This window comes from Rhodanobacter geophilus (genome assembly GCF_040812275.1).
GTDB lineage: Bacteria > Pseudomonadota > Gammaproteobacteria > Xanthomonadales > Rhodanobacteraceae > Rhodanobacter_A > Rhodanobacter_A geophilus.
Genome location: NZ_JBFOHL010000009.1, coordinates 116801 through 132575, shown reverse-complemented (window position 1 = coordinate 132575; position 15775 = coordinate 116801). Strand labels below are relative to the sequence as shown.

14 protein-coding genes and 1 tRNA gene are annotated in these 15775 nt (G+C 63.8%); 10 read left to right on the top strand and 5 right to left on the bottom strand.

What is annotated here, in order from left to right; translation table 11 throughout:
- Positions 1-2 precede the first annotated feature (2 nt).
- The 8 genes from nuoH to ABQJ56_RS11235 all read left to right on the top strand — a co-directional run bounded on the left by nuoH (position 3) and on the right by ABQJ56_RS11235 (position 7677).
- Complete coding sequence (gene nuoH, locus ABQJ56_RS11270) at positions 3-1019, top strand: NADH-quinone oxidoreductase subunit NuoH (RefSeq protein WP_367845111.1); 1017 nt, start codon at positions 3-5, stop codon at positions 1017-1019.
- A 7-nt stretch (positions 1020-1026) separates the two neighbouring features.
- Positions 1027-1518, top strand: a complete 492-nt coding sequence (gene nuoI / locus ABQJ56_RS11265; RefSeq protein WP_367845110.1) for an NADH-quinone oxidoreductase subunit NuoI — start codon at positions 1027-1029, stop codon at positions 1516-1518.
- Between the two features lie 12 nt (positions 1519-1530).
- The gene (locus ABQJ56_RS11260) at positions 1531-2196 is read left to right on the top strand and encodes an NADH-quinone oxidoreductase subunit J (RefSeq protein ID WP_367845109.1); all 666 of its coding nucleotides are present in this window, start codon (positions 1531-1533) and stop codon (positions 2194-2196) included.
- A complete protein-coding gene (nuoK, locus tag ABQJ56_RS11255; RefSeq protein WP_077483669.1) occupies positions 2193-2498 on the top strand; it encodes an NADH-quinone oxidoreductase subunit NuoK in 306 nt (101 codons plus the stop codon). The genes ABQJ56_RS11260 and nuoK overlap by 4 nt, the downstream gene beginning before the upstream one ends.
- 4 nt (positions 2499-2502) lie before the next feature.
- Positions 2503-4545, top strand: coding sequence for an NADH-quinone oxidoreductase subunit L (nuoL, locus tag ABQJ56_RS11250; protein WP_367845108.1), 2043 nt, complete (start codon positions 2503-2505; stop codon positions 4543-4545).
- Positions 4546-4560: 15 nt separating this feature from the next.
- On the top strand, positions 4561-6069 hold the full coding sequence (locus tag ABQJ56_RS11245) for an NADH-quinone oxidoreductase subunit M (RefSeq protein ID WP_367845107.1): 1509 nt from the start codon (positions 4561-4563) through the stop codon (positions 6067-6069).
- Between the two features lie 12 nt (positions 6070-6081).
- On the top strand, positions 6082-7524 hold the full coding sequence (gene nuoN / locus ABQJ56_RS11240; RefSeq protein ID WP_367845106.1) for an NADH-quinone oxidoreductase subunit NuoN: 1443 nt from the start codon (positions 6082-6084) through the stop codon (positions 7522-7524).
- A gap of 76 nt (positions 7525-7600) precedes the next feature.
- Positions 7601-7677, top strand: a tRNA-Met gene (locus tag ABQJ56_RS11235).
- Between the two features lie 128 nt (positions 7678-7805).
- Here the strand turns inward: ABQJ56_RS11235 and ABQJ56_RS11230 are convergent.
- From ABQJ56_RS11230 to ABQJ56_RS11215, 4 genes are all read right to left on the bottom strand, one after another.
- Positions 7806-8579 carry a formyl transferase gene (locus ABQJ56_RS11230; protein WP_367845105.1) on the bottom strand — a complete coding sequence of 258 codons (774 nt, stop codon included), beginning with the start codon at positions 8577-8579 and terminating at the stop codon, positions 7806-7808.
- The gene (locus tag ABQJ56_RS11225; protein ID WP_367845104.1) at positions 8576-9625 is read right to left on the bottom strand and encodes a polysaccharide deacetylase family protein; all 1050 of its coding nucleotides are present in this window, start codon (positions 9623-9625) and stop codon (positions 8576-8578) included. Before ABQJ56_RS11225 ends, ABQJ56_RS11230 begins: the two co-directional genes overlap by 4 nt.
- A 331-nt stretch (positions 9626-9956) precedes the next feature.
- Positions 9957-10214, bottom strand: coding sequence for a hypothetical protein (locus ABQJ56_RS11220; RefSeq protein ID WP_367845103.1), 258 nt, complete (start codon positions 10212-10214; stop codon positions 9957-9959).
- 77 nt (positions 10215-10291) lie between these two features.
- A complete protein-coding gene (locus tag ABQJ56_RS11215) occupies positions 10292-10414 on the bottom strand; it encodes a hypothetical protein (RefSeq protein WP_367845102.1) in 123 nt (40 codons plus the stop codon).
- A 720-nt stretch (positions 10415-11134) separates the two neighbouring features.
- Here ABQJ56_RS11215 and ABQJ56_RS11210 point away from each other — a divergent pair.
- Complete coding sequence (locus ABQJ56_RS11210) at positions 11135-12304, top strand: polysaccharide biosynthesis/export family protein (protein ID WP_496430681.1); 1170 nt, start codon at positions 11135-11137, stop codon at positions 12302-12304.
- Positions 12305-13017: 713 nt separating this feature from the next.
- Entirely contained in the window at positions 13018-14184 is a 1167-nt protein-coding gene (locus ABQJ56_RS11205; protein ID WP_367845101.1) for an undecaprenyl/decaprenyl-phosphate alpha-N-acetylglucosaminyl 1-phosphate transferase, read from the top strand.
- Between the two features lie 140 nt (positions 14185-14324).
- Here the strand turns inward: ABQJ56_RS11205 and ABQJ56_RS11200 are convergent, their stop codons facing one another.
- The gene (locus ABQJ56_RS11200; protein ID WP_367845100.1) at positions 14325-15764 is read right to left on the bottom strand and encodes a glycosyl hydrolase family 28-related protein; all 1440 of its coding nucleotides are present in this window, start codon (positions 15762-15764) and stop codon (positions 14325-14327) included.
- Positions 15765-15775: the final 11 nt, after the last annotated feature.

Here is a 15775-nt window from a genome sequence, read left to right as displayed (position 1 = left end):
ACATGGGCGAACAGCTACTGAACCAGGTCGTCTGGCCGGTCATCCACATCCTGTGCATCGTGCTGCCGCTGGTGATCGCGGTGGCGATGTTCGTGTACTGGGAGCGCAAGGTCATCGGCTGGATGCACGTGCGCATGGGGCCGAACAAGATCGGCCCGTTCGGCCTGCTGCAGGCCTTCGCCGACGTGGTGAAGCTGCTGCTGAAGGAAGTGATCCTGCCGAGCAAGGCGAACCGCGCGCTGTACTACCTCGCGCCGCTGCTCGCGCTGGTCCCGGCGCTGGCGGCCTGGGCGGTGATCCCGTTCGGCACGAAGCTGGTGCTGTCGAACGCGAACGCGGGCCTGCTCTACCTGCTGGCGATGACCTCGCTGGGCGTGTACGGCATCATCCTCGCCGGCTGGGCGTCGAACTCGCGCTACGCGCTGCTCGGCGCGATGCGTTCGGCGGCGCAGGTGATCTCCTACGAGCTGGCGATGGGCCTGTGCCTGGTCTGCGTGCTGGTGCTGGCCGGGTCGCTGAACCTCACCGACATCGTCAACGCGCAGGCCGGCGGCAAGGGCATCTTCAGCTGGTTCATGTGGCCGCTGCTGCCGGTGTTCGTCGTCTACTTCATCTCCGGCGTGGCCGAGACCAACCGCGCGCCGTTCGACGTCGCCGAGGGCGAGTCGGAGATCGTGGCCGGCTTCCACGTGGAGTATTCCGGTTCGGCGTTCGCGCTGTTCTTCCTCGCCGAGTACGCGAACATGATCCTGGTGAGCTTCCTCGCCTCGATCCTGTTCATGGGCGGCTGGCTCAGCCCGTTCCCGGAGAGCTGGGGCTTCATCGGCCACGGCAATTTCCTGTGGCTGTTCATCAAGGCCTTCGCCTTCGCCTTCCTGTTCCTGTGGTTCCGCGCCACCTTCCCGCGCTACCGCTATGACCAGATCATGCGGCTGGGCTGGAAGGTGTTCATTCCGATCACGATCGTGTGGGTGCTGGTGGCCGGCTGCATGAAGTACTACGGCATTGCGGGGGCTTGAGGTTCCGATGAAACGTGTAATCAGTTATTTCAACAGCCTGCTGCTGACCGAGCTGCTCAAGGGCATGGCGCTGACCTGGCGCTACATGTTCAGTCCGAAGTACACGATGCGCTACCCGATGGAGCACATCCCGAAGTCGAACCGCTTCCGCGGCCTGCATGCGCTGCGCCGCTACGCGAACGGCGAGGAGCGCTGCATCGCCTGCAAGCTGTGCGAGGCGGTGTGCCCGGCGCTGGCGATCACCATCGACTCCGCTCCGCGCGAGAGCGACGGCCAGCGCCGCACCACGCGCTACGACATCGACCTGTTCAAGTGCATCTTCTGCGGCTTCTGCGAGGAGAGCTGCCCGGTGGACTCGATCGTCGAGACGCACGTGCACGAGTACCACTTCGAGCACCGCGGCGAGAACGTGGTGACCAAATCGCAGCTGCTCGCCATCGGCGACCGCTTCGAGGCGGAGATCGCCGCGGCCCGTGCGCAAGACGCGGCCTACCGCTGAGGATGGAACGCCATGATTGATCCGAACCTGTTCCAACTCGTCTGTTTCTACGCGTTCAGCGCGGTCACCGTGGCCGCCGCGCTGGCAGTGATCAGCCTGCGCAACTCGGTGCACGCGGTGCTGGCGCTGGTGCTGACCTTCTTCAGCACGGCCTGCATCTGGATGCTGGCCGAGGCGGAGTTCCTCGCCATCGCGCTGATCGTGGTCTACGTGGGCGCGGTGATGGTGCTGTTCCTGTTCGTGGTGATGATGCTGGACATCGACCAGGAGAAGCTGCGCGAGGGCTTCGTGAAGTTCCTGCCGGTGGGCCTGGTGGTGGCCGTGGTGATGCTGGTGGAGATGCTGGCGCTGATCGGCGTGCGCGTGATGCATGCGCAGACGATGGGCGCGAACCCGGCCGGCGATTCCAACACCGCGTGGCTGGGCAAGGCGCTGTACACGCAATACCTGCTGCCGTTCGAGGTCGCCGCGCTGATCCTCACCGTGGGCGTGATCGCCGCGGTCGCGCTGACCCTGCGCCAGCGCACCGGCACCAAGCGCCAGCTGGCCAGCCAGCAGGTCGCGATCAACCCGCGCGACCGCGTGCGCGTGGTGAAGATGGCGGCCGAGCGTCCCGCCGCCGAAGCGGCCCCGGTCCCGGCCCAGGAAGTCTCTACCTTGCAGGAGCCCCGGCCATGATTACCCTTTCGCACTTCATCGTGCTCGGCGCGATCCTGTTCTGCATCGCCGTCGCCGGCCTGTTCATCAACCGCAAGAACGTGATCGTGCTGCTGATGGCGATCGAGCTGATGCTGCTGGCGGTGAACATCAACTTCGTGGCGTTCTCCCGCTTCGGCCACGACGTGGCGGGGCAGGTGTTCGTGTTCTTCATCCTCACCGTGGCCGCGGCGGAATCCGCGATCGGCCTGGCGATCCTGGTGCTGCTGTTCCGCAACCGCAGCACGGTCAACGTCGCCGAAATCGACAGCATGAAGGGTTGATCCGATGCAGCTTCCGACATCCATCCTGCTGATCATCGCGCTGGCGCCGCTGGTGGGCTGCGTGCTGGCCGGCTTCCTCGGCAGGCAGATCGGCCGGGCCGGTGCGCACAGCGTCACCATCCTGGGCCTGCTGATTTCCTGCGGCCTGTCGTTCTGGGTGCTGTACCAGCTGGTCTGGGGCGGCGCGCCGAACTTCAACCAGAATCTCTACACCTGGTTCGAGATCGGCAGGTTCAACGCCAGCGTCGGCTTCATGATCGACCGTCTCACCGCGATGATGATGGTGGTGGTCACCTTCGTGTCGCTGCTGGTGCACGTCTACACCATCGGCTACATGCACGACGATCCGGGCTACCAGCGCTTCTTCAGCTACATCTCGCTGTTCACCTTCTCGATGCTGATGCTCGTGATGAGCAACAACTTCCTGCAGCTGTTCTTCGGCTGGGAGGCGGTGGGCCTGGTGTCGTACCTGCTGATCGGCTTCTGGTTCAAGCGGCCGACCGCGATCTTCGCGAACCTCAAGGCCTTCCTGGTCAACCGCGTGGGCGACTTCGGCTTCCTGCTGGGCATCGCCGCGGTGCTGTACTTCCTCAACACGCTGGACTACGCCACCGCGTTCGCCGCGGCGCCGACCCTGGTCGGCAAGACGCTGGCGATCACCCAGGGCACGCAGTGGGATGCGGCCACGGTGATCTGCATCCTGCTGTTCATCGGCGCGATGGGCAAGAGCGCCCAGGTGCCGCTGCACGTGTGGCTGCCGGATTCGATGGAAGGCCCCACGCCGATCTCCGCGCTGATCCACGCGGCGACGATGGTGACCGCGGGCATCTTCATGGTGGCGCGCATGTCGCCGCTGTTCGAGCTGTCGCAGTCGGCGCTCAGCTTCGTGATGGTGATCGGCGCCACCGGTGCGCTGTTCACCGGCCTGATCGGCATCGTGCAGAACGATATCAAGCGCGTCATTGCGTACTCCACGCTGTCGCAGCTGGGCTACATGACGGTGGCGCTGGGCGTGTCGGCCTATGCCGGTGCGGTGTTCCACCTGATGACCCACGCGTTCTTCAAGGCGCTGCTGTTCCTCGGCGCGGGCTCGGTGATCATCGCCATGCACCACGAGCAGGACATGCGCTACATGGGCGGCCTGCGCAAGTACATGCCGATCACCTGGATCACCATGTGGATCGGTTCGCTGGCGCTGGTGGCGGTGCCGTTCACCTCGGGCTTCTACTCGAAGGACGCGATCATCGAGGCGGTGGGCGACTCGCACCGCTGGGGCGCGGGCTACGCCTACTTCTGCGTGCTGGCCGGCGCCTTCGTCACTGCCACCTACACGTTCCGCCAGATGTACCTCACCTTTCACGGCAAGGAGCGCTTCACCGTGGTGCACAACCATGGCCACCATGCCGAGCACATGGACGACCACGGGCATCACGAGCAGGGCATCATGCACGAGACGCCGAAGGAGTCGCCGTGGGTGGTCACGCTGCCGCTGGTGCTGCTGGCGATCCCGTCGCTGCTGGTGGGCTTCTTCACGGTCAGGCCGATGCTGTTCGGCGGCTGGTTCGGCGGCGCGATCCGCGTGAACGAGGCGAACGACGTGCTGGGCGAGATGGGACACGAGTTCCACGGCGCGCTGCAGATGGCGCTGCATGGTTTCTGGAGCCTGCCGTTCGGCCTGGTGGTGCTGGCGTTCGCGCTCACCACCTGGATCTACCTGTTCAACCCGGCCATCGCCGGCAAGATCAGGAACGCGCTTAACCCGTTCTACCAGATGCTCAACCACAAGTACTGGTTCGACGCGGTGTACTTCGTGGTGTTCGCCCGCGGCGGCGTGAAGCTGGGCCGCCTGTTCTGGAAGGCCGGTGACGCCGCGGTGATCGACGGCGTGATGATCGACGGCACCACCGCCATGACCCGCCGCGTCGCCTCGGGCATGCGCCGGCTGCAGTCGGGCTACCTCTACCAGTATGCCTTCGCGATGATCATCGGCCTGATCCTGCTGCTCGGCGGGTACTGGCTGTTCGGCCCCATGCTGGCTGCGCAATAAGGGAAGCAAGCAAACATGTTCAATCACTTGCTCAGCCTGCTGATCTGGCTGCCCATCGCCGGCGCGGTGCCGGTGCTGCTGGCCGGCTCCGCCCGTCCCAACGTGGCGCGCTGGCTCGCGCTGCTGTTCATGGTGCTCACCTTCGTGGTGAGCCTGTTCCTGTTGCCGCAGTACGACGCCACGCAGGGCGGCATGCAGCTGGTCGAGAGCCACCTGTGGATCGCCTCGCTGAACGTGCACTACGGCCTCGCCGTGGACGGCATCTCGGTGGCGCTGATCCTGCTCACCACCATCGTCGGCATCCTCGTAGTGGTCGGCGCGTGGGAGGTGATCCAGGACAAGCCGCACCAGTACATGGCCGCGATGCTGGCGCTCGAAGGCCTGATGATCGGCGTGTTCTGCGCCACCGACGCCTTGCTGTTCTACGTGTTCTTCGAGGCGATGCTGATCCCGATGTTCATCCTGATCGGCATCTGGGGCGGTCCGCGGCGCGTGTACGCCACGCTGAAGTTCTTCATCTACACCTTCCTCGGCTCGATCTTCATGCTGATCGCGCTGCTGTACCTGTACCACAAGGCCGGCACGTTCGACCTGCGCACGCTGGCGGCGCTGCCGCTGAGCTTCACCGAGCAGGCGTGGATCTTCTTCGCCTTCCTGCTCGCGTTCGCGATCAAGGTGCCGATGGTGCCGGTGCACACCTGGCTGCCGGATGCCCACGTGGAGGCACCGACCGGCGGCTCGGTGGTGCTGGCGGCGGTGATGCTGAAGGTCGGCACCTACGGCATGCTGCGCTTCATCCTGCCGATCGTGCCCGATGCCGGTGCGCACTTCACCTGGCTGGTGGTGCTGCTGAGCCTGGTCGCGATCGTCTACATCGGCTACGTGGCGCTGGTGCAGGAGGACATGAAGAAGCTGGTGGCGTACTCGTCCGTGGCGCACATGGGCTTCGTCACGCTGGGCATCTTCATCGCCTTCATGCTGGCGCGCCAGCTCGGCAACGTCGACGCGGCGCGCCTCGGCATGCAGGGCGCGATGGTGCAGATGATCTCGCACGGTTTCGTCTCCGGCGCGATGTTCACCTGCATCGGCGTGCTGTACGACCGCCTGCATACCCGCCTGATCAAGGACTACGGCGGCGTCATCAACGTGATGCCGTGGTTCGGCTTCTTCTACGTGCTGTTCGCGATGGCGAACTGCGGCCTGCCGGGCACGAGCGGTTTCGTGGGCGAATTCATGGTGATCCTGGCCAGCTTCAGCGCCAACCCGTGGATCGCGCTGTTCGCCGCGTTCACCCTGATCATCGGCGCGGCCTACACGCTGTGGCTGGTCAAGCGCGTGCTGTGGGGCGACATCCACAACCCGCACGTGGCCGAAATGAAGGACATCAACGGCCGCGAGACCTTCGTGCTGCTTGCCTTTGCAGCGCTCACGGTGGCGCTGGGCGTCTGGCCGCAGCCGCTGATCCACCTGATGGACAGCTCGGTGACGCAGCTGGTGCAGCAGCTGGCCATCCACAAGATCTGATCGGGATAGAACATGATTACCTTCAACGACATCCTGGTCCTGTTGCCCGAGTTCTACCTGGTGGCGGCGGCGTGCTTGCTGCTGCTGCTGGATGCCTTCATGAAGCCGGAACAGCGTGGCTGGCTGCACTGGATCTCCATCATGGTGCTGCTGGTGGCCGCCTACATGGTGATCGCGGGCCAGCCCGACGTCACCGTGACCGCGTTCGGCGACATGTTCGTGCGCGACCAGACCTCGGAAATCCTCAAGGTGTTCGCGTTGCTGTGCACCGTGCTGGTATTCATCTACGCACGGCCCTACCTGCTGGACCGCAAGCAGTATGTGGGCGAGTTCTACACGCTGATGATCTTCGCCACGATCGGCGTGATGCTGCTGGTCTCGGCCGGCAACCTGGTGATGATCTACCTGGGGCTGGAACTGCTGACGCTGTCGTCGTACGCGCTGGTGGCGCTGAACCGCGATTCGCCGCTGTCCTCGGAGGCGGCGATCAAGTACTTCGTGCTGGGCGCGCTGTCCTCGGGCATGCTGCTGTACGGCATGTCGATGGTGTACGGCGCCACCGGCACGCTGGACCTGGCCCAGCTGCACGGCGCGGTGCCGCACAGCGCGATGCCGCACCTGCTGGTGTTCGGCTTGATCTTCATGCTGGTGGGCATCGCCTTCAAGCTGGGCGCGGCGCCGTTCCACATGTGGATCCCGGACGTCTACCAGGGTGCTTCCACGCCGGTCACCACCTTCATCGCCTCCACCTCCAAGCTGGCCGCGTTCGGCATGGCCTGGCGCCTGCTGGAGACCGGACTGGGCGACCTGTCGCAGCACTGGCAGCTGATGCTGGCCGCGATCGCGGTGTTGTCGATGGCGATCGGCAACCTGGTCGCGATCGTGCAGAGCAACCTCAAGCGCATGCTGGCCTACTCGACCATCTCGCACATGGGCTATCTGCTGATGGGCCTGGCCAGCGCGGGGCCGGAAGGCTATGCCTCGGCGATGTTCTACGCGGTCAGCTACGCGCTGATGAGCACGGTGGCGTTCGGCGTGATCCTGGCGCTGGCCCGCGCCGGCTTCGAGTGCGAGGAGATCGCCGACCTCAAGGGCCTGAACCAGCGTTCGCCGTGGTTCGCCGCGCTGATGGCGCTGGCGATGTTCTCGCTGGCCGGTGTGCCGCCGCTGTTCGGTTTCTACGCGAAGTACCTGGTGCTGCAGGCGGCGATCGACGCGCACCTGCTGTGGCTGGCCATCACTGGTGCCGTGTTCGCGATCATCGGCCTGTACTACTACCTGCACGTGGTCAAGGTGATGTACTTCGACAAGCCGGTCGAGGGCGGTGCCGACCAGGCCTCGACCGACACTTCGCTGCGCGTGGTGCTGTCGCTCAATGCGCTGGCGCTGCTGGTGCTGGGCGTGTACTGGGGGCCGCTGCTGGGCTGGTGCCGCCGCTCGTTCGGCCTCGGCTGATTGAAGAATTTGATGGAAAGTCCTTTGGCGAGGCTTGCAGTAAATGGCGAGTCTCGCTAGAATCTTCGGACTCTGATGCGGGGTGGAGCAGTCTGGCAGCTCGTCGGGCTCATAACCCGAAGGTCGCAGGTTCGAATCCTGCCCCCGCTACCAAGTTGATCCTCGATGCGGCGACCTCTGCGAAGAAGTCGCCGTCTTCGTTTTGGGCGTGATGCACTTGCCGGGCAGTTCGCGAATGGCCGAACGTGCCGGAATGTTTCCCGCGGGATTGCCCGACGACTCTATTTGACCGATCGGGAAAACCGGTACCTGAGGTACTGGCCGAGGGTGGGGTGGTACCACTGCCCGGATGGAGCAACGCCGTCATGGCTGACGAGGCTGCCGTCGAGCACGTCGCGCAGGGCCTGCTTCATCAGCGGGATCCCGGCGGCAAGCTGATGCAGCGGATAGGTATTGAAACCGTCGCTGTCCTCGATGCGGATGCGCTGCTGGTACAACACGCCGCCGGTATCCACGCCGGCGTCGACCAGGTGGACGGTGACGCCGCAGTTCTCGATATCGTCGTGGACCAGTGCCCAGTAACCGCCGTGCACGCCACGGTAGCGCGGCGTGATGCCGGCATGGGTATTGATGAAGGGACGCTGGATGCAGTCGATCACGGCGCGCGAGAGGATCCGCGTGCCGTTCACGACCACCGCGTCGGGATCGAGCTTCCTGAGCAGGCGGCGTACCGCTGCCGTGTTGACGCTGTCCACCTGGTGGGTGATGCCTGGCGGCGGCGGGGTGGCTTGCAGTCCGTAGCGAAGGATCAGCTCGTCGAAACGGCGGCGTTGCAGGCGTGCCAGCAGCCGGTTGAACACGATGAAGGCAAGCTGGCCGATGACCGTGGGCCAGCCCAGCCGGCGCACCCGGTGCCGGATCATGGCCCGGGGCGACGGCTTGCGCTCAATCACGACGGCGAGGATCTCCGCCTCGGTCGCCAGTGCGTTGTACAGGAACCGGGACGACGTCCCGTCCCCGCACAGCATGACGATGCGCGGGATCCGCCGGTTCATTCCGCGGCCAGTGCGTCGGCGAGTTCGGCCATGCCCAGCGAGCGCATGCCCTCGACGCGCCGCAGGTGCTCGAACTCCTCGATCACCCGTTCCAGGAAGCGCATGTTCCGATCGGTGTCGACGCCGAAATTGTGCGGGTGCCACCATAGGTGGAAGACCTCGCGGCGCCGGGCGGCATGGCGCATGGCGCGCCTGATCCGGTGCAGCCGCAGGCCCTCCAGCCAGGTCAGCCGCGGATTGCAGGGGCGCAGGAAGCGACTGGCCGGAAAGTTGAGCGGCAGACTGCCGGCGCAGCTTTCCAGCGTGTACGTGTGATGTCCGCTGAGATTGACATAGCTGTCCAGCAGGCGGCCCATGCGGCGCAGGGCGTTCTGCCCGCCGTGGTCGGTGGCGGCATAGAGCCAGCCATGCTCGTTGCCGCGGTAGGCGGCGAAACCGTGTTCGGCCAGCACCGCCAGGTAATCGGGATTCCACTGGTTGCGGGGAAACACCAGGCTGCGCAGGACGAGCCCTTGTGCAGCCGCGATGCGGGTGGCCGCGGCGAGATCGGCACTGAATGTCGCCGCCGTCTGGCCGGCCTCGCGGCAGTAGTAGTGCGAGAACGTGTGGCTCGCCACTTCCTGTCCTGGTGTCGCGGCGACCAGTTCGACCAGCCTGGGCGCGAAGTGATAGCGCTCTTCGAGATCCGCCGACCGTTCCAGGTAACGGTACGGACACAGCGCGCCGTTCTCATAGCCGGGTCTGGCGGAGGGAGCCGCCGACAGCGCGGCATCGCGATCATGGCAAAAAAGGAAACCCACCGTTGCCCACGTGGCGTGGATGCGATGTTGCTCGAACAGGTCCAGCATGCGCGGGATGGCTTGTGCGACACCATCCAGATGATCGCGATAGGCATCGAGGCTGCGAGTGTCGCGCACGCCCCAATACAGTTCGAAGTCGATGGATATGGTGAATGCGCCGGTATTCATTCCAGTTCCAGCCCGCTTCACGCCGGGGAAGCGTATCAGCTTCAAGCAAGGCCATGGTGGCACCCGGAAGGCCGCCATGGGCGACTGGGTGCTCCATCCGGTTCGCCGGCGCTCATGAAGTCGTGAAGGGAGCGGCCAAGGTTGTTGCCGTCAGGCATGCAGGGCACTGGCGCATCGCCCCGCAACGGAAAAATGGCATTGGCAAGCTGGGACCGGGAAACGCCCCGGAAGTTTCCGGCCCTTGCAGTCGCAGGCTTTGACGCGACGAAGAGGCGGGCCATTGACCGGTAACTCTCCGGGTGACCGGCTGGCTTGGTGTGAGGCGACGTTTGCCTTGCCGATGGGTGATCCTGCGTTGCTTTGGTGATTGCCAGCCGGCAAGCGGCATTTGCATGGCATGGAAACCCGTTCAAAGGCGGTCATCGACCGCGTCGCGCGGCAGCGCGTACTTGACCTCGCAGAACACGGACTCGGGCTTGCCGCAGGCGCGCGCCTTCAGTGCCCAGCGCCATGAACCGGCGGTGGTCCACCGCCACGATCGCCGCGTCGCAGGCGCCCGCCGCCGGCTCGGCCAGCAGTGCGCGTCACCGTATGCAACTGTGTCGCGGTCCTGTGGCGGCTGGGCCATGAAGCGCGTTTCGGCGGTCGAGCGGCGCGTCAGATCCATGATTCATGTGCGGCCCGGGTCGCCCGGCATGGAGGCAAAGTCCAGCCGGCCATGACTCCGTGGACGGGCAGCCTGGATCAATGAAGGATACCCATGCGAAACATCACCCAGCCGGCCATGGCGCTGATCGTCAGGCAAACAAGGAGCCAGAATCCGCGGGAATTTTTCCCCCAAAACGGCTTGTTCTTGTCGTTTTCCATGCTTCTTTGCATCCGCGGCGGGTGGCTGAACAGGCGCTGAGTATTCCCAGCGGAAGCCAGTATCGTGCCAAATGGGGGCGTTGGCACCAGGCGACGTGGTGCATCGTGATTCCGGACGCGGATCTGCGATAGGCATCGCAATCCGTTCCGGATGCTGACGGGCGGCCGCTCACCATGGCCCGCACTCCGAGCCCGGAGTGCGGCAGCCCGCATGCATGCCTCGCGGATGCCAGGCGTGTGGTGGCGCAGCGAGTCAGCCAGAGACAAGAATTGTCAGCGAGCTGCCGATGCCGAGGCGCTGCGGGCTCATCCAGCGCAGCGCGTGGTGCGACTGCAGAAGGCCGGGCCGTCCCAGGGACTTGGCTCGGCACTCTTGATTTCGACGGGCAAAGACAGTCGGGACGGCGAGGTTGGCCGTTCGGTTTTTGCAGCCGGAACAACACCGGCATGACGCAATGCGCCCTGCGGTCGACGACGGAGTCAGATGTACGGCTTCTAAACGTGGTTGTCGATTGTCAGGTGTACGGCTTCTAAATGCAGTGGTCGATTGTGATGTTTATTTCACGTCTTGTGTGGCATCACGTTCTTCCCTCCTGCTGGCGGTTGATTATCTCCGCGGTTATTAATCGATCAGGTTGGGTTGGCTACTCTCAAAAGACGCAACCTCGCCTGGCGGGATCGCAATCGTGCAGTCGAAATGCACGAATAACGGAATCGCGCGTGCTGCCATTCGGCAGTTTCACGTGGTTTGCCGCAAATCGAATCTTCGAGGACTTGTTGATCATGAAAACAACTTGCACCGTTGTCATTCTCGGGTTCGCTTTGCTGGCTGGAGGCTGCGTGTGGTCACCAGGACAAAACATGTCCGAGAAGGGCCTGGTTCGCGGTACGCCAACCGATAACAGCCAGGTGCAACTGGTGACGATTACTCCGCAACTGCTGGCAGGGGATCATTCGCCGGTGTTGAACGCAGCGGTGCCACAGGATCTGTTGTCCTATCAGCCGGGACCTTACCGCATCGGTCCGGGAGACTCGCTTTACATCACGGTCTGGGATCATCCGGAGCTGACGTCGCCGGCCGGCACGCAGCAGCAGACGGCGGCCAACGGGCGTCTCGTGCGATCGGACGGGACGCTGTTCTATCCCTACGTGGGCTCCATCAAGGTGGGGGGAATGACGATCGAAGAGGTGCGCCAGACGATCCAATCGAAACTCGCGAAGTACGTGACGAAGCCGCAGGTGGACGTCAGCATCGTCGGCTACAACAGCCAGCACGTGCTGCTCCAGGGTGCATTCATGAAGACCGATCCGCAGCCGATCACGTCGGTCCCGTTGACCCTGGCCCAGGCGCTCGGCACGGCAACCATCAATTCCGATCGGGCCAACATGTCGGATCTGGTATTGAGCCGTGACGGACGCGCCTACCACCTGGATCTTGCCGCCTTGTACGACGGCCGGGGGTTGGCGAAGGACATTTACCTGAAGCCGGGCGACCACCTGTTGCTTTCGTACAACGACGCCGAGGAGGTGTACGTGATGGGAGAGGTGATGCGTCCCCAGGCGGTCACCTTCCGGGCCCTTGCCTATCTCACGCTGACCCAGGCGCTGGGCCGTGTCGGGGGCCTCAACCCGGTCACCTCCAATGGCAAGGCGGTCTATGTCATTCGTGGCGCGAATGATCTGAAAAACGCTCCGGCCAAGGTCTTTCATCTCGATGCCCGCTCGCCATCCGCGTTTGCACTTGCAGACGATTTCAGGTTGAGGCCTGGCGACGTGGTGTTCGTCGGTGCCGCCGGCATAACCCGTTGGAACCGTTTCCTGAGCCAATTGCTGCCTTCAGCGACCCTGGTTACCAGTGCGGCCGCTGCGAATTACAGTGCGACCCACTGATGCAATCCTGAAGCCCACCCATGCCGGCGGCGGGCGGGACTCGAATCCTGGTCGTCATCGCATGCACGCGGCGCAATCCACGCGAGGGCGCTCGGGATCCGCGAAGAAGTTATTGCCATTGCCGCGGCGGCTGTTGCAGTCGCGACAATGGCCCGGGTTCAAGCCGGGCCATATCGTTACGATCGCGTAGAGACATGCGTCCGGGCCTTCCGTCGGAGGGTGAATCGGGCCGGTCATGTATTGGCATTTTCTGATCATTCTGCCGGCGCCATGAGTTATATGTTGCGGGTATTCGTCCGTATACCGGCGTTCGGTGATGCTGTTTCATCCGCACGGCGCAACGCTGCACCTGGATGACCGATTCATGGAGTAGACGGATTTCTTGAAACGCAATTTGAATATTTGGTTCATGTGATGCTCATATAGGCTGGCAGTGGCTGAATAGGTCATTTGCGCTGTACAAGAATCGACATCTGTAGGTGATAGGTTCAAAAGCCTGGTGTTAGCGTGATGTTCCTGATCAGGCAATCACTGCCAAGTTGTTCGTTGGTTCCGGACTGGTGACGGCAGGAAAAAGTGTCGATCCGGCGAATCCATGATTTGAGGCACGGACCGTCAAGGCCCTGACCGCCTGTTGTTGGCTGAACCACCCACAAATTGAACCCGCGCGGACCTTGGGGGACCCGTTCGAGATTGGTAGGAGGCGATGGTCCATGCAGGAATTGCGATTGCTCCTCGATGGCTTGGTTGCAGCATGTGCATCCGCAGCAGCCATCGTCGTCATGCGCCGGTTCGCCGTGGTGCTGGGCCTGGTCGACCATCCGGACCAGCGCAAGCAGCATCTCGGCGAAATACCGCTGGTGGGCGGCCTGGCGATTTTCGCCGGGATGATCGCGGGAGCGGCCTGCTACGACGCCTTCCATGGATTCGACGGGATCCTGCTGGAAACCGCCGCCGTGCTTGCCTTGCTCGGCGCGCTGGATGATCGCTTCGGCCTCAGCGTGCGGGATCGCCTGCTGACGCAGACCATCGTGATATTGACGGTGATCTCCAGTACCGGTGTTTACATCCACACGCTGGGGCACATCTTCGGTCACGACGTGATACTTGGCTGGCTTGGCGTGCCGATGACCGTGATTGCCGTCATCGGACTGGTGAATGCGTTCAACATGATGGACGGCATCGATGGGCTTGCCGGCAGTCTGACCCTGGTCAGCATTGCTGCCATCATCCTGTTCGCTTTTCCCACGCCCTTGCACGGGGTCATCATGCTGCTGGCCTTGCTGGCCGCAGCAACCTTGCCCTATCTGGCAGCCAACCTCGGCTTCCTGGGCGGGAAGATCTTCCTGGGCGATGCCGGCAGCACGCTGGTCGGCTATCTGCTGGCATGGGCGCTCATCCGCCTGAGCCAGATGCCGCAAACGCACTTGTCGCCGGTCGATGTGCTGTGGTGCGTGGCGCTGCCGGTGTGCGACACGCTCGCGGTGATGTTCCGGCGCATGCGGGAAGGCCGCTCGCCGTTCAAGCCGGATCGTGGGCATATCCACCATATCCTGCTGGGAACCGGTCTGGGGCCTCGAACCACCTTGGCGGTACTTGTCGTACTTGCCGCCGGCCTCGCGTCGATCGGTGCGCTCGTCAGCAGTGCGGCTCATTCGACGGGAGCGAACCTCGCGGCGTTTTGCCTGATCCTTGGCATATACATGGCGACCGTCATGCGCATGTGGTCGCGCGAGGAAGCGCGCCGGCAACACAGCCTTGGCCCGCAACACGTCGCCGCCAGTGCGAAGATCAAGCCGGCGGGCACGGGGCGGCAATCCCTTCCGCCCGATCTTGCGGTACAGGGCAGGGAGAACAGGAGCGGGGGCGGCGGGCAATGAAACCGGGCTGTTTGCCCGGCAGAAGACCTCGCTTGCCATTGACGCCATACGCGACAATCCGCGTCGAGCCCGCAGGGGTCCGAAGCTCGACGATTACGCCAAGGCGATGGCGGCTTGCGGTTGCGGGCGTCCGGCGGTGACTACCTGATTCCCACAAACCGTATCGTTGCGCCGGCGGCAAAGTCCTTTATGCCGTCTTCGACGTCGTTGGCGTATTCGATGGAGCGCTCCACCACCAGGTGGCCTGCGGTGATGCGCATCTGCCTGCTCGTGCTGAGGAAGGACATGGCGGCGGTGCCCGGGGCCGCGCCTGCGCTGCGCCTGATCCTGTTTCCGGAGATGATCACCGACCCGATGACCCTGCTGTTGTCGGGGGTATTGCCCTCGGCGAAGTTGATGCAGGAGCCGTGGATGTCGACGAATACGTTGCCCGCGCATACCACCCAGTTGGCGCCAAGCACGCCGATCGCGCCCATCTGCGGGCGTATGCCGATGAACGTGTTGCCCGTGATCACCGTGTTGATGGCATTTTCGCTGGTCCGGTAGGCGAAGGATCCCAGTCGGATCGCGTCACCACCCGGACCGGATCCCGGCGGCGAGCGCTGGAAGGTGCATCCGCTGATCTGCGTGCCGCTCAGGCCGTTGACCGCCACATCGACACGAATCGAATTGAGGAAGTGGCAGTTGAGCACGGAGAGGTTGTCGGCAGTGCTGGTGGTGGTCTTGGCCTTCGTCGCGGTATCGATGCCCCAGTAGCAATTCGTGAACTGGCAATCCGACACGACCCAATCGTGGATGTTGTCGCCGGACTGGTGGCCGTTGAAGAACGTGATGCCCGCCGTGTTCACGGTGTCGATATCGATGAACCTGCAATGGGCGATGGTCACGTCGCGATACACGCTCCAGTCGTGGTCGGGCTCGAAATCGATGCCGCCGACCGAGTGCGAAAGTTTCGCGTTGCCGATGTTCCGGAAGACGCAGTTCTCGACGACCAGATGGTCGCAGTCGATGACGGACAGGCCGTTGCGGTTGTCCTTGACCGCGCCGTCGAACACGCAGTCTCGCACGGCGATGCGCTGGTTGTGGCGCTCGGTGCTGCGGAGCGTTCCCGAGCCGACATACATGCCGTCTCCGCGGAAGCCGTGGAAGGTCACCCGTTCGACCGTCAGGTCCGACGTGGCGTTGACGGCCAGCAGGTAGAAGTATTGCTGGTAGCCGAATTCGGCCACGCGTCCGTCGAGCTTGAGGTCGTGCAGGCGGATGTTGCGCATGTTGTCCGCGACGTTTGCGCTGCCGCCGTCGCGGACATGGGTGGCGAGCATGAACTCGCAGGCCAGCGAATCGTCGTATGCCCTCAGCTCGCTGGCCTGTCCGGCGCCATACAGCTCGACATCCGACTTGAGGTTGAGCTGCCTTACGGGGTAGACCCCGGCGGGCACGAAAACCTTGCCGTCGGCCCCGTCTATGGCTGCCTGGATGCCTCCGGTGCAATCGTACGTGCTGTGGCCCGCGCGGATCGCGGCATGTTCCGTCGTGGGCAGGAAATCCAGGACATTCGTCACATGCGGTGAGGATTGCATGGCACAGTCTC